Below are 19,621 nucleotides of genomic sequence, written 5' to 3' on the forward strand. Positions count from 1 at the left end.
AGGAGATAAAAAATGGAAATCACGTTTGAATTAGGTTACGCCCTGGATACGTTTTACTTTTTAATATGCGGCGCGTTAGTTATGTGGATGGCAGCAGGTTTTACTATGCTTGAAGCGGGTTTGGTCAGAGCCAAAAATACCACAGAAATTTTGACCAAAAACATTTCGTTGTACGCCATATCCTGCATCATGTATATGATCTGCGGATATTCCATTATGTACGGTGGTGATGAGTTTGTCATGTTTTTAAGCGGTATCACAGCCGATGGCGCCACAGGTGTGGCCGAAGATCCTGCCACTTATGCACCTTCTGCCGACTTCTTCTTCCAGGTAGTATTTGTGGCGACCGCCATGTCTATTGTTTCGGGAGCCGTGGCTGAGCGCATGAAGTTATGGGCCTTTTTAGCTTTTGCAGTGGTATTAACCGGCTTTATCTATCCCATGGAAGGCGCCTGGACCTGGGGAGGCACATCCGTATTTGGTATGTACACGTTAGGCGATTTAGGCTTTTCTGACTTTGCTGGTTCGGGCATAGTACATATGGCCGGTGCCGCAGCCGCACTAGCTGGCGTATTGCTGCTCGGCTCGCGTAAAGGTAAATACACGGCAGATGGTAAGGTTAATGCGATCCCTGGTGCCAACTTACCTATGGCGACTTTGGGTACCTTCATCTTGTGGATGGGCTGGTTTGGCTTTAACGGTGGTTCAGTGTTAGCCACAGCCACAGTAGAAAGTGCCAATTCGGTCGCAGTGGTGTTTATGAATACCAACGCCGCCGCCGCTGGTGGTTTAGTTTCAGCCCTTATCCTGGCCAGAATATTATTCAAAAAGGCTGACCTTACCATGGCTCTTAACGGCGCCCTGGCAGGCCTGGTTGCTATTACTGCCGAACCTTCTACGCCCACTCCTTTGCAAGCTACCCTGTTTGGTGCTTTAGGTGGCATGTTAGTGGTGTTCAGTATTCTGGCATTAGATAAGCTGAAAATTGATGATCCAGTTGGCGCCATCTCTGTACATGGAGTAGTGGGTTTTTTAGGTTTGATGTTGGTACCCGTGACGAATCCTCTGACTGCGGACGGTGGTTCATCGTTTAGTGGGCAATTGATTGGCGCACTTACCATATTCATTTGGGTCTTTGTTACCAGCCTGGTTGTTTGGGGGATCCTCAAAGCGGTCATAGGTATTCGGGTAACGGATGAAGAAGAATTTGAAGGCGTGGATATGAGCGAGTGTGGTTTGGAAGCTTACCCTGATTTTACTGGTAGTCGCGCGTAAACCGCAATTTCTCAAAAGGTGAGTGGGCGTAAAACAATAATAAAATAGCGCCCAGCTTATCCGTTAACGTTCAAAAACCTCGCCTTGTGCGAGGTTTTTATTTTTTCACATCCTGTTAATGCACTATTCTGTCATGACCCTACCCAACCTCATCAGCTTCCTACGGGCTGGCATAGCACTTGACAACCGCTAGTTCGTTGCTAAGTGGCTTATAACTAACCATTAATTTACCCGCTAAGCCCGCTTTTACTTCAAAGCACTGCCGGCACAGCGTATCCTTTGGGTACGACATATCTGTGGATAGTAGTATGTGTATAATCCTGCGTATCGGTTTAGCCTGTAGTTTGTTTTTTGCCACTAACAGTCTGGCCTTTGATCGAATTACCGGTCAGCCTTTTGCATCACGCTCCGAAGTGCTGGCGACCAATGGCATGGTGGCAACTAGCCAACCGCTGGCGACCCAAGTGGGCCTGGACATCCTTAAGCGTGGGGGCAATGCCATAGACGCAGCGATTGCCGCCAACGCCATGTTGGGTTTGGTCGAACCTACAGGTAGTGGTATAGGCGGGGATCTGTTTGCCATAGTGTGGGATGCAAAAACCAAACGTTTATATGGCTTAAATGCATCCGGGCGTTCACCTAAATCTCTCACTCTGGAACATTTTGAGTTATTAGGGCTGGATAAAATCCCGGCTTTTGGGCCCTTGCCTGTGTCGGTTCCCGGAGCGGTAGATGGCTGGTTTGAACTGAGCGAGCGTTTTGGCAGCCTGTCTATGGACAAACTGTTATCGCCCGCCATCGACTACGCCAAAAAAGGTTTCCCGGTTACCGAGGTGGTGGCCCACTACCTGGCACTCAATGCCCTACGTATCGGGCAATACCCGGGTTTCGCAGACACCTTTATGCCTGATGGCCAGGTGCCGGTTAAAGGCCAGATCTTTACCAATCAGCGCCTAGCTAATACCTATGAAAAAATCGCCACCGGCGGTCGTGAGGTATTTTACAAGGGGGATATCGCCCAGGTTATCGCCACCTATATGAAGCAGCAAGGGGGCTTTCTTAGTTATGAAGACTTGGCCTCACACAGTTCAACCTGGGTAGAGCCGGTTTCGACAAATTACAAAGGTTATGACATCTGGGAATTGCCGCCTAATGGTCAGGGCATCGCCGCATTACAAATATTGAATTTGCTCGAGCAGTATGATGTGGAGTCCATGGGGTTTGGCTCAGCCCAGTATGTGCATACTTTTGTCGAAGCGAAAAAGTTGGCCTTCGAAGACCGAGCGAAATATTATGCCGATCCGGATTTTAGCCAGATACCGACAAAATGGTTAATTTCCAAGGAATACGCCAAAAAGCGCAGCAAGTTAATTGATGCAAACACCGCCGCCAAACGTTTCGACGCCGGAATTTATCAAGGGGATACAGTCTATCTGAGCACGGCCGATAAAGATGGAAACATGGTATCGCTGATCCAGAGTAACTATAGAGGTATGGGCTCGGGCATGATCCCAACGGGGCTGGGCTTTGTTTTGCAAAATCGTGGCGAACTGTTTGCGTTGGATGCCAAACATGCCAATGGTTATGCGCCGGGTAAACGGCCCTTTCACACCATTATTCCGGCTTTTATCACCCGTAACGGCCAGCCCTGGGTAAGTTTTGGGGTGATGGGGGGTGGCACGCAGCCCCAGATGCATGCACAAATAGTGGTTAACCTGCTGGATTTTGGCATGAATCTGCAGGAAGCCGGCGATGCCCCGCGTATGTTGCACACCGGTTCCAGTCAGCCCACGGGTGAGATGATGCGCGATGGTGGTTTTGTCAGCCTAGAAAACGGTTATGGCCCCGCACAGCGGCGCGAATTATTGCAAAAGGGCCACGTATTGCAAGAGGTGTCAGGCTGGTTTGGCGGCTATCAGGCCATCATGCGTGACCCTCAAACTGGCGTCTATTATGGCGCGTCCGAAAGTCGCAAAGATGGACAGGCGGCAGGCTATTAAACCAATATAAAAATAAGAATTTTATGGCACAAACACAAAAAGGGATCTGCGCAGAGCCGAGTCTGCACGCCTTGTATTTGTTGTTCAATGTGAATGACGACGATGACCAGGCCATGCGTGTAAAACTGGCGCGTATTTTAGACTTATTCAGTCATTATGATGAAGAGTATTACGAAGCTATGGTTTCCGGGGTTATCGCCATTGGCAGCAGTTATTGGCATGAAGTGTACCCTGGTCTAATCCCGGTTGAACTGGCGCCTTTTCCCGACATGCAGTGTGACGATCGCAGCGCGCCGGTTGCCCCTTGTGATCTGTTTATCCAAATTCGCGCCGATAGGGCAGACGTATGCCATGCGCTGGGAACCGAGATATTTAGCCTGTTAGGCCCCAATGTGGATTTACTAGAAGATGTACGGGGCTTTCGCTATCTGGATGGACGGGACCTGACCGGCTTCGTGTATGGCGCCGACAACCCTAGCGGTATGCACAAGCTGGACGCTGCACTGGTAGGGGAGGAAGATCCGGACTTTACCGGTGGCAGTTACCTCCATATACAGCGCTATAAACACAATATCAGCAAATGGCAGCAACTAACGGTTAGCCGCCAGGAACAAATTATGGGGCGCCAAAAATCCGATAACAGTGAGCTCGATGAACTGTATAAATTACCCCGCAATCACGACTTTTGCACAAGGGTTCATGATAACGATAACCAGGCTATTAACATGTTGCTGCAAAGCATGCCTTATGGCGATATGCACGTACAAGGTCTGTTTTTGGTGTGTTGTGCAAAAAGTCCCAAGCCCTTTAAGCAAATGTTAAGTCAGATGATTTTTGCCGACGAAAATAGAGAGTATGATCAGTTTCTCGACTATACCAGTGCCGAAACCGGGGCCGCTTTTTTTGCTCCATCCCTGACCTTTATTAAACACCAGGGCAAAACATAAATAACAGGAAAGCTAATGGAAGTAGTCACCTGATGTTCACGGGAAAGCCATAATACTGTTATGCAAAAGAATTATTATGCAAGCGCCTGTTAGGCATTTTGTATCTGTTGTGTGACCCTTTAGAGGGTAGGTTTATGCAAATTCATCCTCATTTCTAACTCTGATTTTGGTTCAAAGTTGTAATGCCCCGTCCCAATCTTGGGGTAATTTTTGCTGTCGTAACAGGCGGCACTGGTCAAGGTGGTGTTTGGCCAGAGTATCTTGTGGGCTAAGCGCCAGTGCTTGTTCGAAACAAGCCAACGCTTCAGACCAATTTTGTATGATCCGGTAGCTTATGCCCTGTTTTATCAGGTTGGCATTAAGTAACTTTAATTTTCGCTGTTCGTCGGACAGGTGATCGAGCACTTCGTGAATTTCTAATGCAGCCAAGCGACCCTTTACCTTAACCCAATCCAATAAACGTGACTCAAAACGACCGTTGGCCTTGGCCACTTCCAGCATTTGGGCACTGACCACTATGTCGGTATGGTAAACCGGGGCCAACCCTTCGAGGCGATAGGCTATGTTCACACTGTCGCCAATTACCGTGGTGTCCATGCGATCGTCCGAACCTACTGTGCCGATAATAACCGGCCCAAAATGCATACCTATGCCGATATTGATGGGCGGGTAGCCGCTATTATGCCTGTGTTGGTTATAAATGTTGAGGGCATAACGCAAATCAAGAGATGCCCGAATGGCGTCGGTAGCCTTATCTTCATTGCTGCCCTTGGGATGATCGAACAGGGCCATAATGGCATCACCGATAAACTTGTCGATAAAACCACCGTTATGATGAATGGGATCGTTCATACGCAAAAAATAAGAATTGAGGAAGTTCATCAATTCCTGGGGGCTCATCTGCTCGGACAAACCCGTAAAACCGCGGATATCGCAAAACAGTATGGCCACTTCATCTTCGTCTGCATGACCTAGGGCTAATACGGTGGAGCCATGTTTGGCAAAATGATCAACAAACTGCTTAGGCACAAACTTTTGAAAGGTATGCATCAAACGCATGGCTTCATCAGCTTTTTGTTCGAAACGTTTGGATGATGCTAAAGCGTTACGTTCAAATTGCACCCGCTCTTTTTGGGTAACCACATCTGCCGGGCGCTCACTAAGCTGTTTGACCTTGGCGCTCAATATAACAAGCGCCAAGATACACAAAGCGATGATAGCTAACAGAGCCAGGGGTAAAGGCTGCATAAGTGGTTCTAACATACGACTGAGACTGCTTAAATAAGTGGAATGAGCAAAATATACCCTAACCTACCCGAACTTCTTGGCGACGTCAGCTAAAACCTCATCGGCGATATGCAAAGTCTGCTCAATTATGTCTGTATCATGAGCGGCAGAAACAAAACCCGCCTCGTAGGATGCCGGTGCCAGGTATATACCTTTGTCTAACATGCCGTGGTAAAAGTGATTAAATTGTTCGGTATTGCAATTCGTTGCCTGCTGATAATTAGTGACTTTTTCTACATCCGTAAAAAACAAGCCAAACATACTACCGGCATAATTAACCGACATGGCAATACCGTGTTTATCCGCCAGCTGTTTAAATCCTTCGGCCAGGGTTTGGGTAGTGGCACTCAACTGGGCATACAAACCAGGACGCTGAATTTCTGCCAAAGATGCCAAACCGGCAGCCATGGCCACAGGGTTGCCAGACAACGTACCGGCCTGGTACACCGGGCCGGTTGGGGCGATATGTTGCATGATCTCTGCCTTGCCACCAAAGGCCCCCACGGGCATACCACCCCCTAACACTTTACCCAGGCAGGTAAGATCAGGATCTATCTGGTATTTTTCCTGGGCGCCACCTAAGGCGACCCGAAAACCGGTCATGACTTCATCAAAGATCAGCAGCGCGCCGTATTGCGTGCATATCTCCCGCAAACCGGCCAAAAATCCGTCTACCGGGGGAATGCAATTCATGTTGCCACACACGGGTTCAACGATGATGCAGGCGATATCCTCTGGGTGCTGGGCAAACGCCTGCTGAACTGACTTAAGGTTGTTAAATTCCACCGTGAGGGTGTGTTTGGCGAAATCTGCGGGAATACCCGGTGAACTGGGTACGCCAAAAGTCAGGGCGCCGGAGCCGGCTTTTACCAGCAGGGCATCCGCATGGCCGTGATAACAGCCTTCAAATTTGAGGATTTTATCCCGGCCGGTATAACCCCGGGCTAATCGTATAGCGCTCATGGTCGCTTCAGTACCTGAGTTGACCATGCGTAACATTTGCATGGAAGGCACCAACTTGCTGACCAGTTCAGCTATATCTACTTCTGCCTCTGTGGGAGCCCCAAAACTCAAACCGTTTTGGGCCGCATCAATAACCGCCTGGCGAATTTTGGGATGGTTATGGCCTAATACCATGGGCCCCCAGGATTGCACATAATCGATATAACGTTTGCCATCAGCATCGTACAGATAAGGGCCATCGGCCTTGGTGATAAAGGGTGGTGTGCCGCCTACGGCTTTAAATGCGCGCACGGGGGAATTAACGCCACCCGGAATATGTATTTGGGCGCGTTGAAAAAGTTGTTGAGATTTTTGCATGTTAGTCAGTTGTTACCTTAGTCTGATCTTGGCCAAAGCCGGCCGAATTGGTGTACCAATGAACGTCTTTTTCAAATTTGGCGACGATATTCTCTACCCCCAGGGTCAGGGCAAACAGTGCCATGCGCACTAACACTCCGTTGTCTGTCTGCCTGAATATGGCCAAGTTGGGGTTCATATTCAAGTCGTTATCCAGCTCGTTTGCTTCCACCCGCGAATCCCGCGGTAAGGGGTGCATGATCACCGTTTTGGATTGAAAATGCTGGGTATAGATCTGTTGATTCAAGCGGAACTTGCCGCGATACAAATTGGCTTCCGCCTGGGAACCGAAACGCTCTTCCTGCACCCGTGTTTGGTAACAGATATCGGTGTCCAGATTGCCTTCTAGGGTTTCGCTCACTGTATAGCGATGCCCAGCCGCCTCAATTGCCGCGAGAATGGCCTCGGGCATGGCCAGTTCTTTGGGCGAAATCAGGGTAAAACGCACATTTTTAAATAAACATAAGAGTTTGGATAATGAATGTACGGTTCGCCCGTATTTAAGATCACCTATCATAGCGATATGCAGACCATCGATGCTGCCCCCGTGATAGTGCAATTCCTTTTGAATGGTATACAAGTCGAGCAGGGCCTGGGTGGGGTGTTCGTTGGCACCATCACCACCGTTGATCACGGGGACCCGGCTACCTTGGGCAAACTCCGCCACCGAACCGGAATCCGGGTGGCGCATGGCGATAATATCCGAATAACCGCTTAACACCCGGGCGGTATCGTACAGCGACTCACCTTTAGCCAGGGCTGAGTTACTCATGCCGGTGGTTTCCCGCACGTCCCCGCCGAGCAAGTTAAACGCCGTGCCAAAACTGACCCGGGTTCGGGTACTGGGCTCAAAAAACAGGTTACCTAAAATTGCGCCGTCCAGCACAGTAGTGCGCTTCTGGCGTTTGGCGTAGGGGGCCATGAGATCAGCGATGGCAAAGACCCGCTCAATAGATACACGGTCGAACTGATTAACGGAAAGAATATGACTACCTTCGAATTTCATCTTAAAAAGCGCCTGTGTAAAGTGAACCGGCAGCATTTTATCAAACTTCTGACAGGCTGCGCGAAATCTATTTGCCTAAATGTGAATTTGTCATTATCCCATGCTAAATTGGCACTACATACGGACGTTAATCCCCTTAAAGCAAGGAGTGCCTATGCTTCACAACATAATGACAAATAAGGCCATACGTTTGGTGATGATTGGTAACTCAGGTTCGGGTAAATCTACTCTGGCCGGGCAATTAGCCAAACGTTTTAATATCGCCCACCTGGATTTAGACACATTAGCCTGGCTACCGAAGGGATCATCTGACGAAGAAGTGCAGCGGGCACCGCTGGTGGAATCGATGGCTGGCATCAACGCTTTTATACATACCCAACCAAATTGGCTGATAGAGGGCTGTTACAGCGACTTGCTTGAGCAGATATTGCCCATGGCCACCCAGCTAGTGTTTATGGACTTACCCATTGCAACATGCATTGAAAATGCGAAGGTTCGCCCCTGGGAGCCCCATAAATATGCCTCACAAGAGGCGCAAGACGCCCAACTATACATGCTCATTCATTGGATAGGCCAGTATGACGTAAGGCAAGATACGTTTTCTTATAGTGCCCATCAGGCACTGTTTGCGAGATTCCAGGGGGAGAAGGTGCGTATCACTCAAAATCAGCAGGATTTAGGGTTTTTGCGGACGTTAGATTTGGGAGTGCATTAACCGCTACAAGTGGTTAAACCACTGGCCCCAAGGGGTGTATGTTGGGTGTTTTTGTAACCTTGATATTGAGGTGTTCGGTTTAGTTGCAAGATCCAGGGGAACATCGGTGTTTTTGCGAGTTATTAATATTGTTATATTTTATGTTCTTTTGAGGCAGCACATCATTATGATTCGAACTAAAACTTATTTCTTTATTACTATTATTTCGTTGATAATGGTCGTTGTATTTTCCAGTTTCACTTGTGTTGCAAACACTAGCGATTTAGCGCGGTGGCAGCAACAAGCTGGTGAAGTTACCATTACTCGTGACACATGGGGCATTCCTCATGTGTATGGTAAAACTGACGCTAATGCCGTTTTTGGAATGATATACGCGCAGGCTGAAGATGATTTCAAGCGTATCGAACGCAATTACCTTAATGCCATGGGCCGCCTGGCTGAATCAGAAGGGGAAAGTCAACTATATCGTGACCTTCGCATGAAACTCTATATCGACCCTGCTGACATGCAACAGAAATTCAGCAAAAGCCCTGTTTATCTGCAAAAACTGATGAATGCTTGGGCGGATGGTCTGAACTATTACCTTTATACCCATCCTGATGTTACGTCCAAAGTGATCAAGAAATTTGAGCCTTGGATGGCACTAGCTTTCACTGAAGGCAGTATTGGTGGTGATATCGAAAGTATCAATATAAAGGGTCTTGAAAGTTTCTATGGTCAAAGTAAAGGCGACACTGTTGTTGCCGGGCTCACCCAAGATCCTAATGCAGAGCCACAAGGTTCAAATGGTATTGCTATCGCCCCTGAGAACACTAAAAGCGGTAAGGCACTGCTGCTTATCAATCCACACACGTCATTTTATTTTCGCGCAGAAGTGCATATGCAAAGCGATGAAGGATTGAATGCTTATGGCGCTGTAACGTGGGGACAATTCTTTATCTATCAGGGGTTCAATGAAAATACAGGCTGGATGCATACCTCTAGTGGTGCTGATTTCATTGACGAATATCTCGAAATCGTCGAACAACGTAAAGATGGGCATTATTACAAACATGGTAATTCGTGGAAAAAGCTACGGGAAAGACACATTACCCTGGTGTATAAAACGGATAAGGGACAAAGCTCAAAAACCCTTACGGTTTATTATAGCCACCACGGCCCTATAGTAAGAGAGCTCGATGGTAAATGGGTAAGTGTCGCTTTAATGCAAAATCCAGTTGATGCACTAAAGCAGTCATATGGTCGAACAAAAACCAAAAACTACGCCGACTACAAAGAGAATATGCAGTTACATACCAATTCTTCGAACAATACGCTGTTTGCCGACTCAGAGGGTAACATCGCGTATTTTCATAGCAATTTCATTCCTCGCCGCAACCCTGCATTTGACTGGAAGAAACCGGTTGATGGCAGTGATCCCGCTACCGATTGGCAAGGATTGCACACACTCGAAGAGACCATTGGCGGCCATAACCCAAAAAGTGGTTATTTAAATAATACTAACAATTGGCCATGGATGGTGGCCGGGCCAAAATACAGCCCTAAAGCAGCAGATTACCCCGCGTATATGGAAAATTACCCGGAGAATTATCGCGGTATTCACGCTATTGAGGTGCTCGAGGGTAAGAAAGACTTTACCATTGATAGTTTGGCTGCTGCGGCCTATGACAGTCACTTAACCGCCTTTAATATTCTGCTGCCTATATTGTACAAGGCATATGATGCTGTGCCTGTTGCAGACCTTGCTGATCAGATAGCGCTGCTTAAAGCATGGGACCATCGCTCTGGGGTCGACTCTAAAGCAACATCACTGGCTGTATTTTGGGGCCAAGAACTTAGGCGTAGAGCCGCAGATAATGAAACGGCTCGAGCGAATGCCGCAGACCGCGGTCTTAGTTTTAGTCAATATGTAGCTGAATATACCGCTCAAATGGGTGTAATTACTTTATCTGAAGCAAAGGCAAAGCTGATCGCTGACTTTGGCAGCGCAGAAACACCTTGGGGTGAGATAAATAGATTTCAGCGTCTAACCGGTGACATTGTTCACCCCTTTGACGATGCAGAACCAAGCATCCCTGTTGGGTTTACTTCTGCTCGTTGGGGATCGTTAGCAGCCTATGGTCAACGCACATTTAATGATACCAAGCGTATATATGGAACCCGCGGCAACAGTTTTGTCGCTGTCGTTGAATTTGGCGATAAAGTAAAAGCCAAGGCAATCACCGCTGGTGGCCAAAGTGGTGACCCCGCTAGTGCGCATTTTAATGATCAAGCCCCACTTTATGCAGCGGGCAAATTACGAGATGTGTATTTTTATCCAGAGGATATTAAAAAAAATACTGAGCGTAAATATCATCCAGGTGAATAATTAACGTGCTAATTTTTTGCTGCGTTTTAACATTGTCATGGACGAACATTAAGGTTTGAAACGAACAAGACACGTTGATTTTTGTCAATTTACAATGGGTGTCATCATAATTATTATCTGATTGAAATTTCAAGGTTCACTAGCGAGTTGGTCAAATTCACGGCTACAGACTTTATTGGGAACGAAAGGACAACCCGGGTTTACTGGTTGCCTAATGCGTTTTGCGTGGACACGAGGCCGGGTCAGCTATAATTACCAAGCACTCATGTTAATTTGATTGTTATTTGAGCTGGTCTAGACTTTAAAAACCTTTGGCTACCCGATTTAGCTATGCCTAATTAGTCTTTAGTAATGATAACGACAAGATAAAATGGTAATCGTACTCTGCTCGATTACATAAACTAAGCGATTGGTATCGGCTATTCTACGAGACCACAAACCAGTTAAATTCTCTTTTAATGGCTCGGACTTGCCTATACCTTCAAAGGGTGAGCGTTTTACATCAGTAATAAGTCTATTAATTCGCTTAAGCGTTTTTTTATCTTGGGTCTGCCAATATAAATAGTCTTTGCAAGATTCGTCAGTCCATGACAATAAGCGTTTACTCATCAAGCACGTCTCTTAGAATAACCTCACCAGCTTTATACTGCGCAATTGATTTATTTAAATGTGCTGCATTTTTTGGTGACCTAAGTAAATGAACTGTTTCCATCAAACTGTTGTAATAGTCAAGAGAGATAACAACAGCATCTTCTGAATCTCTCCTAGTAATCACGGTAGTATCAGCATCATTTATTACTGTGTCCAAAACGGCTTTCAAACCATTTCTAGCTTGTGTAAAAAATACGATCCTCATAAAAAATCTCAACATGTACAATATATAAGACAAGTCTAGACATTAACTGCGTACTTGTACGGTATATTGAATATGAAAAGGATGATCCACAGGCAGACGAGACTTTATAAGTCGTTGAGCACTAACTAAGACAATGCCGCTTGAATAGACATAAAATCGTGTTTATGGCTCGCGGTTTAATGTGTTAACTTGCCTATATCGAATGAACAGAGGTAGCGTCTTTATGCGCGCGAATAATTTAAGTGAAATGGTGGGCAATACTGACCTACTTAAAATAGAATCATTATCAGCGCTCACCGGCTGCAATATTTACGTAAAATGCGAATATCAAAACCCAGGTGGTTCAATCAAAGACAGAGCTGCCCTGCAAATGGTGTTAGATGCCCAAAAAAAAGGCCATTTAAAGCCGGGCATGACGATAGTAGAAGGCACGGCAGGTAACACGGGTATTGGACTTGCAATCGTGGCTAAAGCCCTTGGCTATAACCTCAAAGTGGTCATGCCAAAAGGCCAAACCATCGAAAAAGAACGCTTAATTAGCCTGCACGGTGCACAATTACTGTTAGTTGAGCCTTGCCCATTTAAAGACCCAGCTCATTTTTATCATACAGCCAAACGAATTGGTGAAGAAAATGCAGATTATTGGTGGGCAAACCAATTTGAAAACTTAAGTAATTATCGTGCTCATTACCTAAATACAGGTCCAGAAATTTGGAAACAAACTGAAGGCGAAATTGACGTATTGGTATCCGTTTGCGGCACAGGTGGAACCATTGCAGGAAATTCAGACTATCTTAAACAGCAAAATGCAAACATCAAAGTTTGGCTTGTTGATCCTGATGGTTCTGGGATATATAACTTTTTGAAAAACAACGAATACAAGTCAGATGGCGGCTCATTTACCGAGGGTATCGGTATTATGCGCACCGTTGATAATTTCCGTCAGGCCAAAATTGATTACGCGGTCAACTTACCCGATTCTGACTTAATTACCGTGGCACATTATTTGGCAGCTAACGATGCTATTGTACTTGGCAGCAGTTCTGCACTTAATGTTGCTGGAGCGCTGCGTGCTGCAGCTGCATCAGGCCCGGGTAAGACGATAGTAACCTTTGCTTGTGATTTAGGTGAACGCTCATATTCTAAGCTTTACAATCCAGACTTTTTAAATGAAAAAAAACTAGCCCAGCCTAATCCAGATATCACCGCTTTGTTCGAGCGTTATAAGGCGCAAGCTATGGATAATGTCGTGAGCGTGTAATTTGCTTTGAGCGGAAGTAGAGGGCTTTTGTGATATGTATTGTAGAAATTGACCAAGATAGCCTACTGCAACTGCAAGCGGCCCATCTCGGTTTTCTCGTCATCCGGAAGATAGACCTTAGATTGCTAGGGGCTTCTAAATGAATGATAATCGAATTACAAAAAGGCTGTTAATCCTTCGTGTAACCGTTCTTGATGTCTAAATTTTCTTGTTACTGAAGATGTCGTGGTTATACGTTGCTTTTTAGGAATACATTTATGTTGAACGTCAAAAATCTCGCGTTGGTACTATTAACGTATGCTTTGTGCACCGTGAAAACCGTGACAGCAGCTGAAGATGTCACCATTGATAGTGATAAAATTTTAATTACTATTGTACTGAAACATCAGCAGGATAAGAGTCTATCTGAGCTGCAAAAGAAGATGGATGAAAGCCGGTTTTGGCAATCATTTCCGCCGGAGGGAATGGAAATTGAATCATGGTATGTCGCCATGGGTTTGGGTCAAGTGATTACTGTAAAAATTGAACCCAAGGATCTCAGAAAGCTGAACTTGGCTATAGAAAAGTCTGCTTGGGGTGCATTCACGACTGACATCTATCCAACGTATGAGTTTAGTGATATCGCAAAATCAATCAAAGCAAAAAAGATGGCGACCGAGAAAAAATAGCTTCTGAGATAAAAATGTCGAGGTAAAGAAAGCCCCAATAGTTCGACAAAGAAAATTCGAACTTAAAGGGTCAGTCAATTTACATTATTGTGCGTTTATTCGTAGATAATAACCTTTTGATCTGACGCGAATATTGTACCTATTTTTATTGCTTTTTTCGGCTTCTTCCTCTGTGTTTTCTGTGCGCGGCACCCGGTGCACGACACCCGGTGCGCGGCACCCGATGCGCGGCACCCGATGCGCGGCACCCGATGACCTCAGTGGTGAATTATCTTTTTGCTTTTTCTATTCACTAGTAAATTGAAATGGCTGTTCTGTTAATGAGTCCAACATGCATCATATCGAAATTCTTAATCCATCCAAGGAATGTTTATCTATGTCATTTGGCTCTTTAGGCTTGTGTGATGAGCTGGTAAAAACCGTTGCTGAACAAGGTTATACAACGCCATCGCCGATACAGATTAAAGCTATTCCGGCGGTGCTTAATCAGCGTGATGTTATGGCGGTGGCACACACTGGCACGGGCAAAACGGCTGGCTTTACGTTGCCTATGGTGGAGTTATTGTCTGGCGGCCCTATCCAGGGTGGCCCTATCCAGGGTGGCCCCAGCCCGCAGGCTCAATATGTGCGTGCGTTAGTTATTACGCCGACCCGTGAGCTTGCTGCTCAGGTTGCCTCAAGCGTACAAACCTACAGCCGACATATGAATATTCGCTCTACTGCCGTGTTTGGTGGAGTGAGGATCGAGCCGCAGATCTCCCAGTTGCATGGTGGGCTGGATGTGCTTGTTGCTACGCCTGGTCGTTTAATTGATCTTTATAATCAACAGGCGATTAACTTTGACCAGCTTGAGATATTGGTATTGGATGAGGCTGATCGCATGTTGGATTTGGGGTTTATCGACGATATCCGTCGCATCCAAATGCTGCTGCCTACCACACGTCAAACCTTGATGTTTTCAGCGACGTTTTCTAACGAGATCAAGTCGCTTGCTAAAGGTATGTTAAATAATCCACTTGTGATTGAAGTGGCGGCTGCGAACAGCACGGTCGATACCATTAAGCAGAAAATACATCCGGTAGACAAAGCGCGTAAGAGTGAGGTGTTGATCCACCTGATTAAAAAGAACAATTGGCATCAAGTTTTGGTCTTTAGTCGTACCAAACATGGTGCGGATAGTTTGGTATTGCGGCTGGAAAACGCCGGTATTGGTGCCGCATCAATCCATGCCAACAGAACCCAGCATGCACGCACACGTGTCTTAGATGGTTTTAGAAACGGGAATATTGTGGTATTGGTCGCCACTGATATTGCCTCTCGGGGCATTGATGTCAATCAACTGCCTTGCGTGGTTAACTTTGATTTGCCCTATGTACCAGAAGACTATGTGCACCGCATTGGTCGTACTGGTCGTGCTGGCATCTCTGGTTTAGCGGTTTCATTATTCAGTGAGGATGAATCTAAGCAGTTACAGGCTATTGAACGTGTCATTGGCTATAAGTTTGAGCGTGAGATCATCCCAGGCTTTGCGCCCAGTAAAAAGGCACCAGCAGACTCATCTGATGATGAGGAGTATGGTAATTTTGAGGCAGATTCTAAACCTCGACGTCGAGGTCAATCTCAGGGGCGTGGAAGCCGTGGCGGTAACTCGTCTAATCGAAATCGACATAATTGAAAAGAATTGTGCTCAGAGTATGAGGCAGCCCCATGAATTAAATTAACACCGCACACCCCATCTGAGTACCTTGCTTGAGTTGTTCGATGCCATGGTGCTGGTCGAGTAATGAGTTTCGTGGGTAGCATGACTAGTTTTATTAACATGCTATCCAAATTCGCAAGTTACTAAACAACGCCTCTAAACCCAACTGCAGTTATTGAGCGCTAGGCCTAAATTGTCTACAATAGCGCACTTTTTTACTTCAGGTCACCAATATGAACGATACTAAATCGCTACCGGCTTTACCGGATCGTCTTTCTAATAATCCTCGTAGCCCACATCATGTGAAAGAAATTTTCGAGCACAATATTGGTATTCTGTTGAACGGCAAAGAGCGTACCAATGTCGAGGAATATTGCATCAGTGAAGGTTGGGTAAAAATCCCGTCTCCTAAAGCGTTGGACCGTCGAGGACAACCGCTGCTGATAACGCTAAAAGGAACTGTTGAAGCTTATTATAGTTAAGTCGTTTGGCCCTTCTGGTTTTCGCTTCAGGGATTAGACGCGCATAAAAAAGCTGACTATGGTGCCATTCATATACCCCAATTATTACACTATTACACAGATACACAGACTCCAGCATAAAAACAACACCTCTGCAGAGCGCGCATTATAAGAAATCACCCTAAATAACCAAGGGTTATGTGTCCGTTAAATGGGTCTTGGTACAGGGTGTCAACGTTAACTTTGTTGTTCAGCAGCGCAGTTGTGCTCCTCATCTCGACTCATAAATACAGTCGGTGTTGCGAAGTTCATACCTTTTTACAACAGTGATTTTGGTGCGCAGGCCATGACCAGTTGCAGTTACGCACAAGTGATGAGCAAAGATAATGACCTGAAAGATCACCTAGCCTGAGAGGCAGGTTTTCGTATGGGCTACTATGGCGGCATTATTACCGACACAGAAGCCGGAGACGATAAGAATCGACGCCTTTGCACGGTTAAAACAAATCGACACTCGTTACTGGCAAAGTGCTGAACAAACCTGTTCCGGGGTACAACTACTGGCAGAGTCTTTTTGATGAGGCTGGGCTAAAGAATGACGGCGATTCATCAAATTGATAGCGGGGTGTTATATTTCACAGTGTGGGGCAGAACGGGAGAATAGCCAGTGAGTTATGAAATTCAAGAAATCAAACCTATTCACGATACTAAGGTTTGCGAGATCATAAAAAAGGTTGGTGAAGAGTTCGGGGCAATTGGTGAGGGTTTTGGCCCTTCAGATCCCGAAGTAAATTCCATGAGCCAGTATTATAACGATGAAAGCTCTAGCCGTTATCTCGTTGCAACTATAAAGGGCAGTATCGTAGGCGGAAGTGGTATTGCGGCTTTTAATGGTAGTAGTGACGTCTGTGAGTTACGTAAATTATTTCTGCTGCCAGAAAGTCGTGGTTTAGGACTCGGTAAAAAGCTTACGGAAGATTGTCTAGAGTATGCGAAACGCAAAGGGTACAAGATGTGTTACTTGGATACATTACGCAACATGAAGTCGGCAATTTCTCTATATGAAAAGCTAGGATTTAAGCATCTAGATAAGCCATTAGAAGGTACCATTCACAATAGTTGTGATGTTTGGATGTTAAAAGAGCTGTAAAGTACAAACAAGTAAATAATCCGGTAGCCGGAAGTTTCCTACAGCCCCCACAACACCCTGCACTGAAGCGTCGGCCAGAGCGCCGCGCACAGGGCGTTCGTAGAAAATGGGCCAGCATGTCACCAGCATCCAAATGAACAGAAAAAGGGCCAGATTTGTTTGCATCTGGCCCTATTTTTTCACCACAGCATCACCCCCCCTTCGCCTGACGCGCCCCCATTATATAACCTTAAACGCAAATAATAGCGTCGCCCACTAATTAAGCGCAATTCTACTCTTGAATTGTAATTGCTGCCGCTATCGTCATCACCGGCCAAAAATATAGGCTCGCCATTGTCATCTTCAAATAGCACCATGACCGTGTCCATGCTGCCAAATGTTTGCATGGTATAGGTTCGGCTTAGTTCTGGTTCAATAATAAAATCTATTTGATCCCCGGGATTGATATCCAGCTTATGAGACAAAAACGGTTTTAACTCGGGCCATTGCATTGGGCTGTCGCCCGGGTAAAACTTGCGGGCTTCTTGTTTATCCATTTCGGATAAGCCGGGGGCGGGGATCAGTGGCTGATTTTCATATCCGGGGGGGTGCAATATCAAACCGGCTTGAAACTGGTAATGCATGACCGAGTCTCTGTCCCATGTGCTGCCAGCAACATCTTGTGAGGCTATCTTACGAATAATATTATGATAGGTTTGGTCTCTACTCCAAAAATTCGGGGAGCCGGCAAAGGTGGCGTATACCGCATCTTCATTCCAGAGGATCCCTGCTTTGTGGTTTTGATGTTCATGGGGGAAACCCATGGCATGGCCAATTTCATGCAAGGCGGTATCCCGACCATAAGATGTGGTTAAATCCCAACCGAAGTTCATGGTTTGTTGGTCGCGATTGGGCACCAAATCTATGCAGTCCCGTCCCACATAAGACCAGGCGCTGCCGGGGGCAAAGCCAATCCTGAATTCCGCATCGGCCGCCTGGTTAACTTCAATAAATACCAACCCCAAACCCAGGTTTTTCCATTCGTTAAAGGCATCTCTGACTGCTTGTAATTGTTCCTGTGGACCGGCTAAGTCACTTTGATCCTGCATAAAATAATAATGTAAGACAGTGTGGTTGACCCACTTCTTCTCAATATAACGGATCAGGGATTCACGGTTAGGGTTTATATTGACATCCAAAAACCTCGGCTCTACCAGCGGTAGATCACAAGAACAGGGTAAGTTGGGGGCACATGTTTTCATTTTCACGTCCTTCTGGTTGTGAAACTCAGTCCTGTGGGCTGATATTGATTTAACCAGTCACTGGAAAATGTTGGACAATATCGTTTCAGTTTACAAGATGGCGGGTGTTTCGAAACTGCACAGACGCCTAGATTCTATACTTCTGTAACAACACATGAGTATAATATTAACCTAGCTCAATGAAGCTAAACTTTCAATTTTCTGATAGACATACTGAGCGTTTAGTTACATGCGTTGGGCAGAAATTTTGTCTGGTTTACACTACGGCTATTGGCATTAATTCAAACTAAAATGTCCGGGGTTTTACCCAAAACCAACTTGCCAGCACTAAGCACGCAAAGAGACTGTAACAAGCCACAAAAACCCACTGGGGTGCTTGATAATATAATAGAGCGTTCAGCCAGTGAGTGATAAAGGAGCCGTCATAGGCTGCTTCTCCCGCGCTTGAGCGCAGCGCCATTTCCCAGCGGGTTAAGGGGCAAATGACACCGAACCAGGATTGCCCTGCTACTACGCCAATGCTCAGTAAATGGCTGATGCGCAACCACGGATTTCTGACCCATCGCCATGAACGAAACTTACCCAAAACGATAAAGATAAAGCCAAACACCACAAAAGCCACAAACAGTACATGACTAACCAGTAGGATATCAGCGGCGAACGTATACAGCGCCTGGGATTGCATAGTGCCTCTTTACTTTAATGTCACATGAGCCTTGATTGAAGCCCAACCTAGGGGTTAAAAAATAGCAATGTAATAAAAACCTGGCAACCTATTTGGCTGGTGGTTTACTGAGCCAACAAGGGGTGCAATCGACGCTCAACACTCAGGCCCGTTCGTCCTTCGGGGACTCCATGACCACATGGGTGGTAATGGTGCTCACCTGGGGTAGGGTGCCCAGAATTTCGGTGTGAAACGCCTTATAGGTTTTTAAGTTCGCGGTTTCTACCCGTAATATATATTCAAATGAACCGGTGACGTTATGGCATTCTTTTACTTCTCGCGCCTGGGTAATGGCTTTTTCAAAGGCGCGTTGGGATTCTTTGGTGTGTTTGCCCAAACCTACTGTGACATAAGCGATAAAGCCATTGCCAATTAACTCGCTGTCGAATATGGCGCGATAGCCTTTGATTAGGCCACTGTTTTCTAGTTCCTGTACCCGCCGTAAACAGGCTGAAGGCGATAAACCGATTTTTTCTGCCAGCTCAGTATTAGAAATTCGGCCATGGTCTTTTAACTCATGCAATATTTTATCGTTATATCTGTCAATCTTAATCATTTATTGTGTAACCACCCTGATTTAAAAGTCATTCGGCGTAATAATTGT

Annotated in this window: 18 protein-coding genes; 10 read left to right on the forward strand and 8 right to left on the reverse strand. The window is 46.1% G+C overall.

Features of this window, described 5'->3' with window-relative positions; genetic code table 11:
* Positions 1-12 precede the first annotated feature (12 nt).
* From AC3RV5_RS02630 to AC3RV5_RS02640, 3 genes are all read left to right on the forward strand, one after another.
* Positions 13-1,275, forward strand: a complete 1,263-nt coding sequence (locus tag AC3RV5_RS02630) for an ammonium transporter (protein ID WP_489730442.1) — start codon at positions 13-15, stop codon at positions 1,273-1,275.
* A gap of 308 nt (positions 1,276-1,583) precedes the next feature.
* Positions 1,584-3,275 carry a gamma-glutamyltransferase gene (gene ggt, locus AC3RV5_RS02635; RefSeq protein ID WP_489730443.1) on the forward strand — a complete coding sequence of 564 codons (1,692 nt, stop codon included), beginning with the start codon at positions 1,584-1,586 and terminating at the stop codon, positions 3,273-3,275.
* A 23-nt stretch (positions 3,276-3,298) separates the two neighbouring features.
* A complete protein-coding gene (locus AC3RV5_RS02640) occupies positions 3,299-4,222 on the forward strand; it encodes a Dyp-type peroxidase (RefSeq protein ID WP_489730444.1) in 924 nt (307 codons plus the stop codon).
* A 171-nt stretch (positions 4,223-4,393) separates the two neighbouring features.
* On the opposite strand, the gene AC3RV5_RS02645 is transcribed toward AC3RV5_RS02640, so the two are convergent.
* The 3 genes from AC3RV5_RS02645 to AC3RV5_RS02655 are packed head-to-tail and all read right to left on the reverse strand — an operon-like array spanning position 4,394 to position 7,874.
* Positions 4,394-5,485, reverse strand: a complete 1,092-nt coding sequence (locus AC3RV5_RS02645; RefSeq protein WP_489730445.1) for an adenylate/guanylate cyclase domain-containing protein — start codon at positions 5,483-5,485, stop codon at positions 4,394-4,396.
* Positions 5,486-5,533: 48 nt separating this feature from the next.
* A complete protein-coding gene (gene hemL, locus AC3RV5_RS02650; protein ID WP_489730446.1) occupies positions 5,534-6,829 on the reverse strand; it encodes a glutamate-1-semialdehyde 2,1-aminomutase in 1,296 nt (431 codons plus the stop codon).
* 1 nt (position 6,830) lies between these two features.
* Positions 6,831-7,874 (reverse strand): aspartate carbamoyltransferase, encoded by a 1,044-nt coding sequence (locus AC3RV5_RS02655; protein ID WP_489730447.1) that lies wholly within the window; start codon positions 7,872-7,874, stop codon positions 6,831-6,833.
* A 154-nt stretch (positions 7,875-8,028) separates the two neighbouring features.
* Here AC3RV5_RS02655 and AC3RV5_RS02660 point away from each other — a divergent pair, with 154 nt between their 5' ends.
* Together AC3RV5_RS02660 and AC3RV5_RS02665 are read left to right on the forward strand one after the other, a co-directional pair.
* The gene (locus AC3RV5_RS02660) at positions 8,029-8,589 is read left to right on the forward strand and encodes a P-loop NTPase family protein (RefSeq protein ID WP_489730448.1); all 561 of its coding nucleotides are present in this window, start codon (positions 8,029-8,031) and stop codon (positions 8,587-8,589) included.
* Positions 8,590-8,755: 166 nt separating this feature from the next.
* Positions 8,756-10,957, forward strand: a complete 2,202-nt coding sequence (locus AC3RV5_RS02665; RefSeq protein ID WP_489730449.1) for a penicillin acylase family protein — start codon at positions 8,756-8,758, stop codon at positions 10,955-10,957.
* Between the two features lie 345 nt (positions 10,958-11,302).
* On the opposite strand, the gene AC3RV5_RS02670 is transcribed toward AC3RV5_RS02665, so the two are convergent.
* Both AC3RV5_RS02670 and AC3RV5_RS02675 read right to left on the reverse strand, forming a co-directional pair.
* Positions 11,303-11,566 carry a Txe/YoeB family addiction module toxin gene (locus AC3RV5_RS02670; RefSeq protein WP_489730450.1) on the reverse strand — a complete coding sequence of 88 codons (264 nt, stop codon included), beginning with the start codon at positions 11,564-11,566 and terminating at the stop codon, positions 11,303-11,305.
* Complete coding sequence (locus AC3RV5_RS02675; protein WP_489730451.1) at positions 11,559-11,813, reverse strand: type II toxin-antitoxin system Phd/YefM family antitoxin; 255 nt, start codon at positions 11,811-11,813, stop codon at positions 11,559-11,561. The genes AC3RV5_RS02670 and AC3RV5_RS02675 overlap by 8 nt, the downstream gene beginning before the upstream one ends.
* A 223-nt stretch (positions 11,814-12,036) precedes the next feature.
* On the opposite strand from AC3RV5_RS02675, the gene AC3RV5_RS02680 reads away from it, so the two are divergent.
* From AC3RV5_RS02680 to AC3RV5_RS02700, 5 genes are all read left to right on the forward strand, one after another.
* Positions 12,037-13,074, forward strand: coding sequence for a cysteine synthase A (locus AC3RV5_RS02680; protein WP_489730452.1), 1,038 nt, complete (start codon positions 12,037-12,039; stop codon positions 13,072-13,074).
* Positions 13,075-13,331: 257 nt separating this feature from the next.
* Positions 13,332-13,742: a hypothetical protein gene (locus AC3RV5_RS02685; protein ID WP_489730453.1), complete on the forward strand. Its 411-nt coding sequence runs from the start codon at positions 13,332-13,334 to the stop codon at positions 13,740-13,742.
* A gap of 376 nt (positions 13,743-14,118) precedes the next feature.
* A complete protein-coding gene (locus tag AC3RV5_RS02690; RefSeq protein ID WP_489732080.1) occupies positions 14,119-15,417 on the forward strand; it encodes a DEAD/DEAH box helicase in 1,299 nt (432 codons plus the stop codon).
* A 257-nt stretch (positions 15,418-15,674) separates the two neighbouring features.
* A complete protein-coding gene (locus tag AC3RV5_RS02695) occupies positions 15,675-15,923 on the forward strand; it encodes a DUF3297 family protein (protein ID WP_489730454.1) in 249 nt (82 codons plus the stop codon).
* 646 nt (positions 15,924-16,569) lie between these two features.
* Positions 16,570-17,052, forward strand: a complete 483-nt coding sequence (locus AC3RV5_RS02700) for a GNAT family N-acetyltransferase (RefSeq protein ID WP_489730455.1) — start codon at positions 16,570-16,572, stop codon at positions 17,050-17,052.
* Positions 17,053-17,231: 179 nt separating this feature from the next.
* Here the strand turns inward: AC3RV5_RS02700 and AC3RV5_RS02705 are convergent, their stop codons facing one another.
* From AC3RV5_RS02705 to AC3RV5_RS02715, 3 genes are all read right to left on the reverse strand, one after another.
* Positions 17,232-18,293, reverse strand: coding sequence for a M12 family metallopeptidase (locus AC3RV5_RS02705; protein ID WP_489730456.1), 1,062 nt, complete (start codon positions 18,291-18,293; stop codon positions 17,232-17,234).
* A 286-nt stretch (positions 18,294-18,579) separates the two neighbouring features.
* On the reverse strand, positions 18,580-18,978 hold the full coding sequence (locus AC3RV5_RS02710) for a DUF2784 domain-containing protein (protein ID WP_489730457.1): 399 nt from the start codon (positions 18,976-18,978) through the stop codon (positions 18,580-18,582).
* A 142-nt stretch (positions 18,979-19,120) separates the two neighbouring features.
* Positions 19,121-19,573, reverse strand: coding sequence for an Lrp/AsnC family transcriptional regulator (locus AC3RV5_RS02715; protein ID WP_489730458.1), 453 nt, complete (start codon positions 19,571-19,573; stop codon positions 19,121-19,123).
* Positions 19,574-19,621 lie beyond the last annotated feature (48 nt).

Source organism: Paraglaciecola sp. IT1134, from assembly GCF_058068185.1.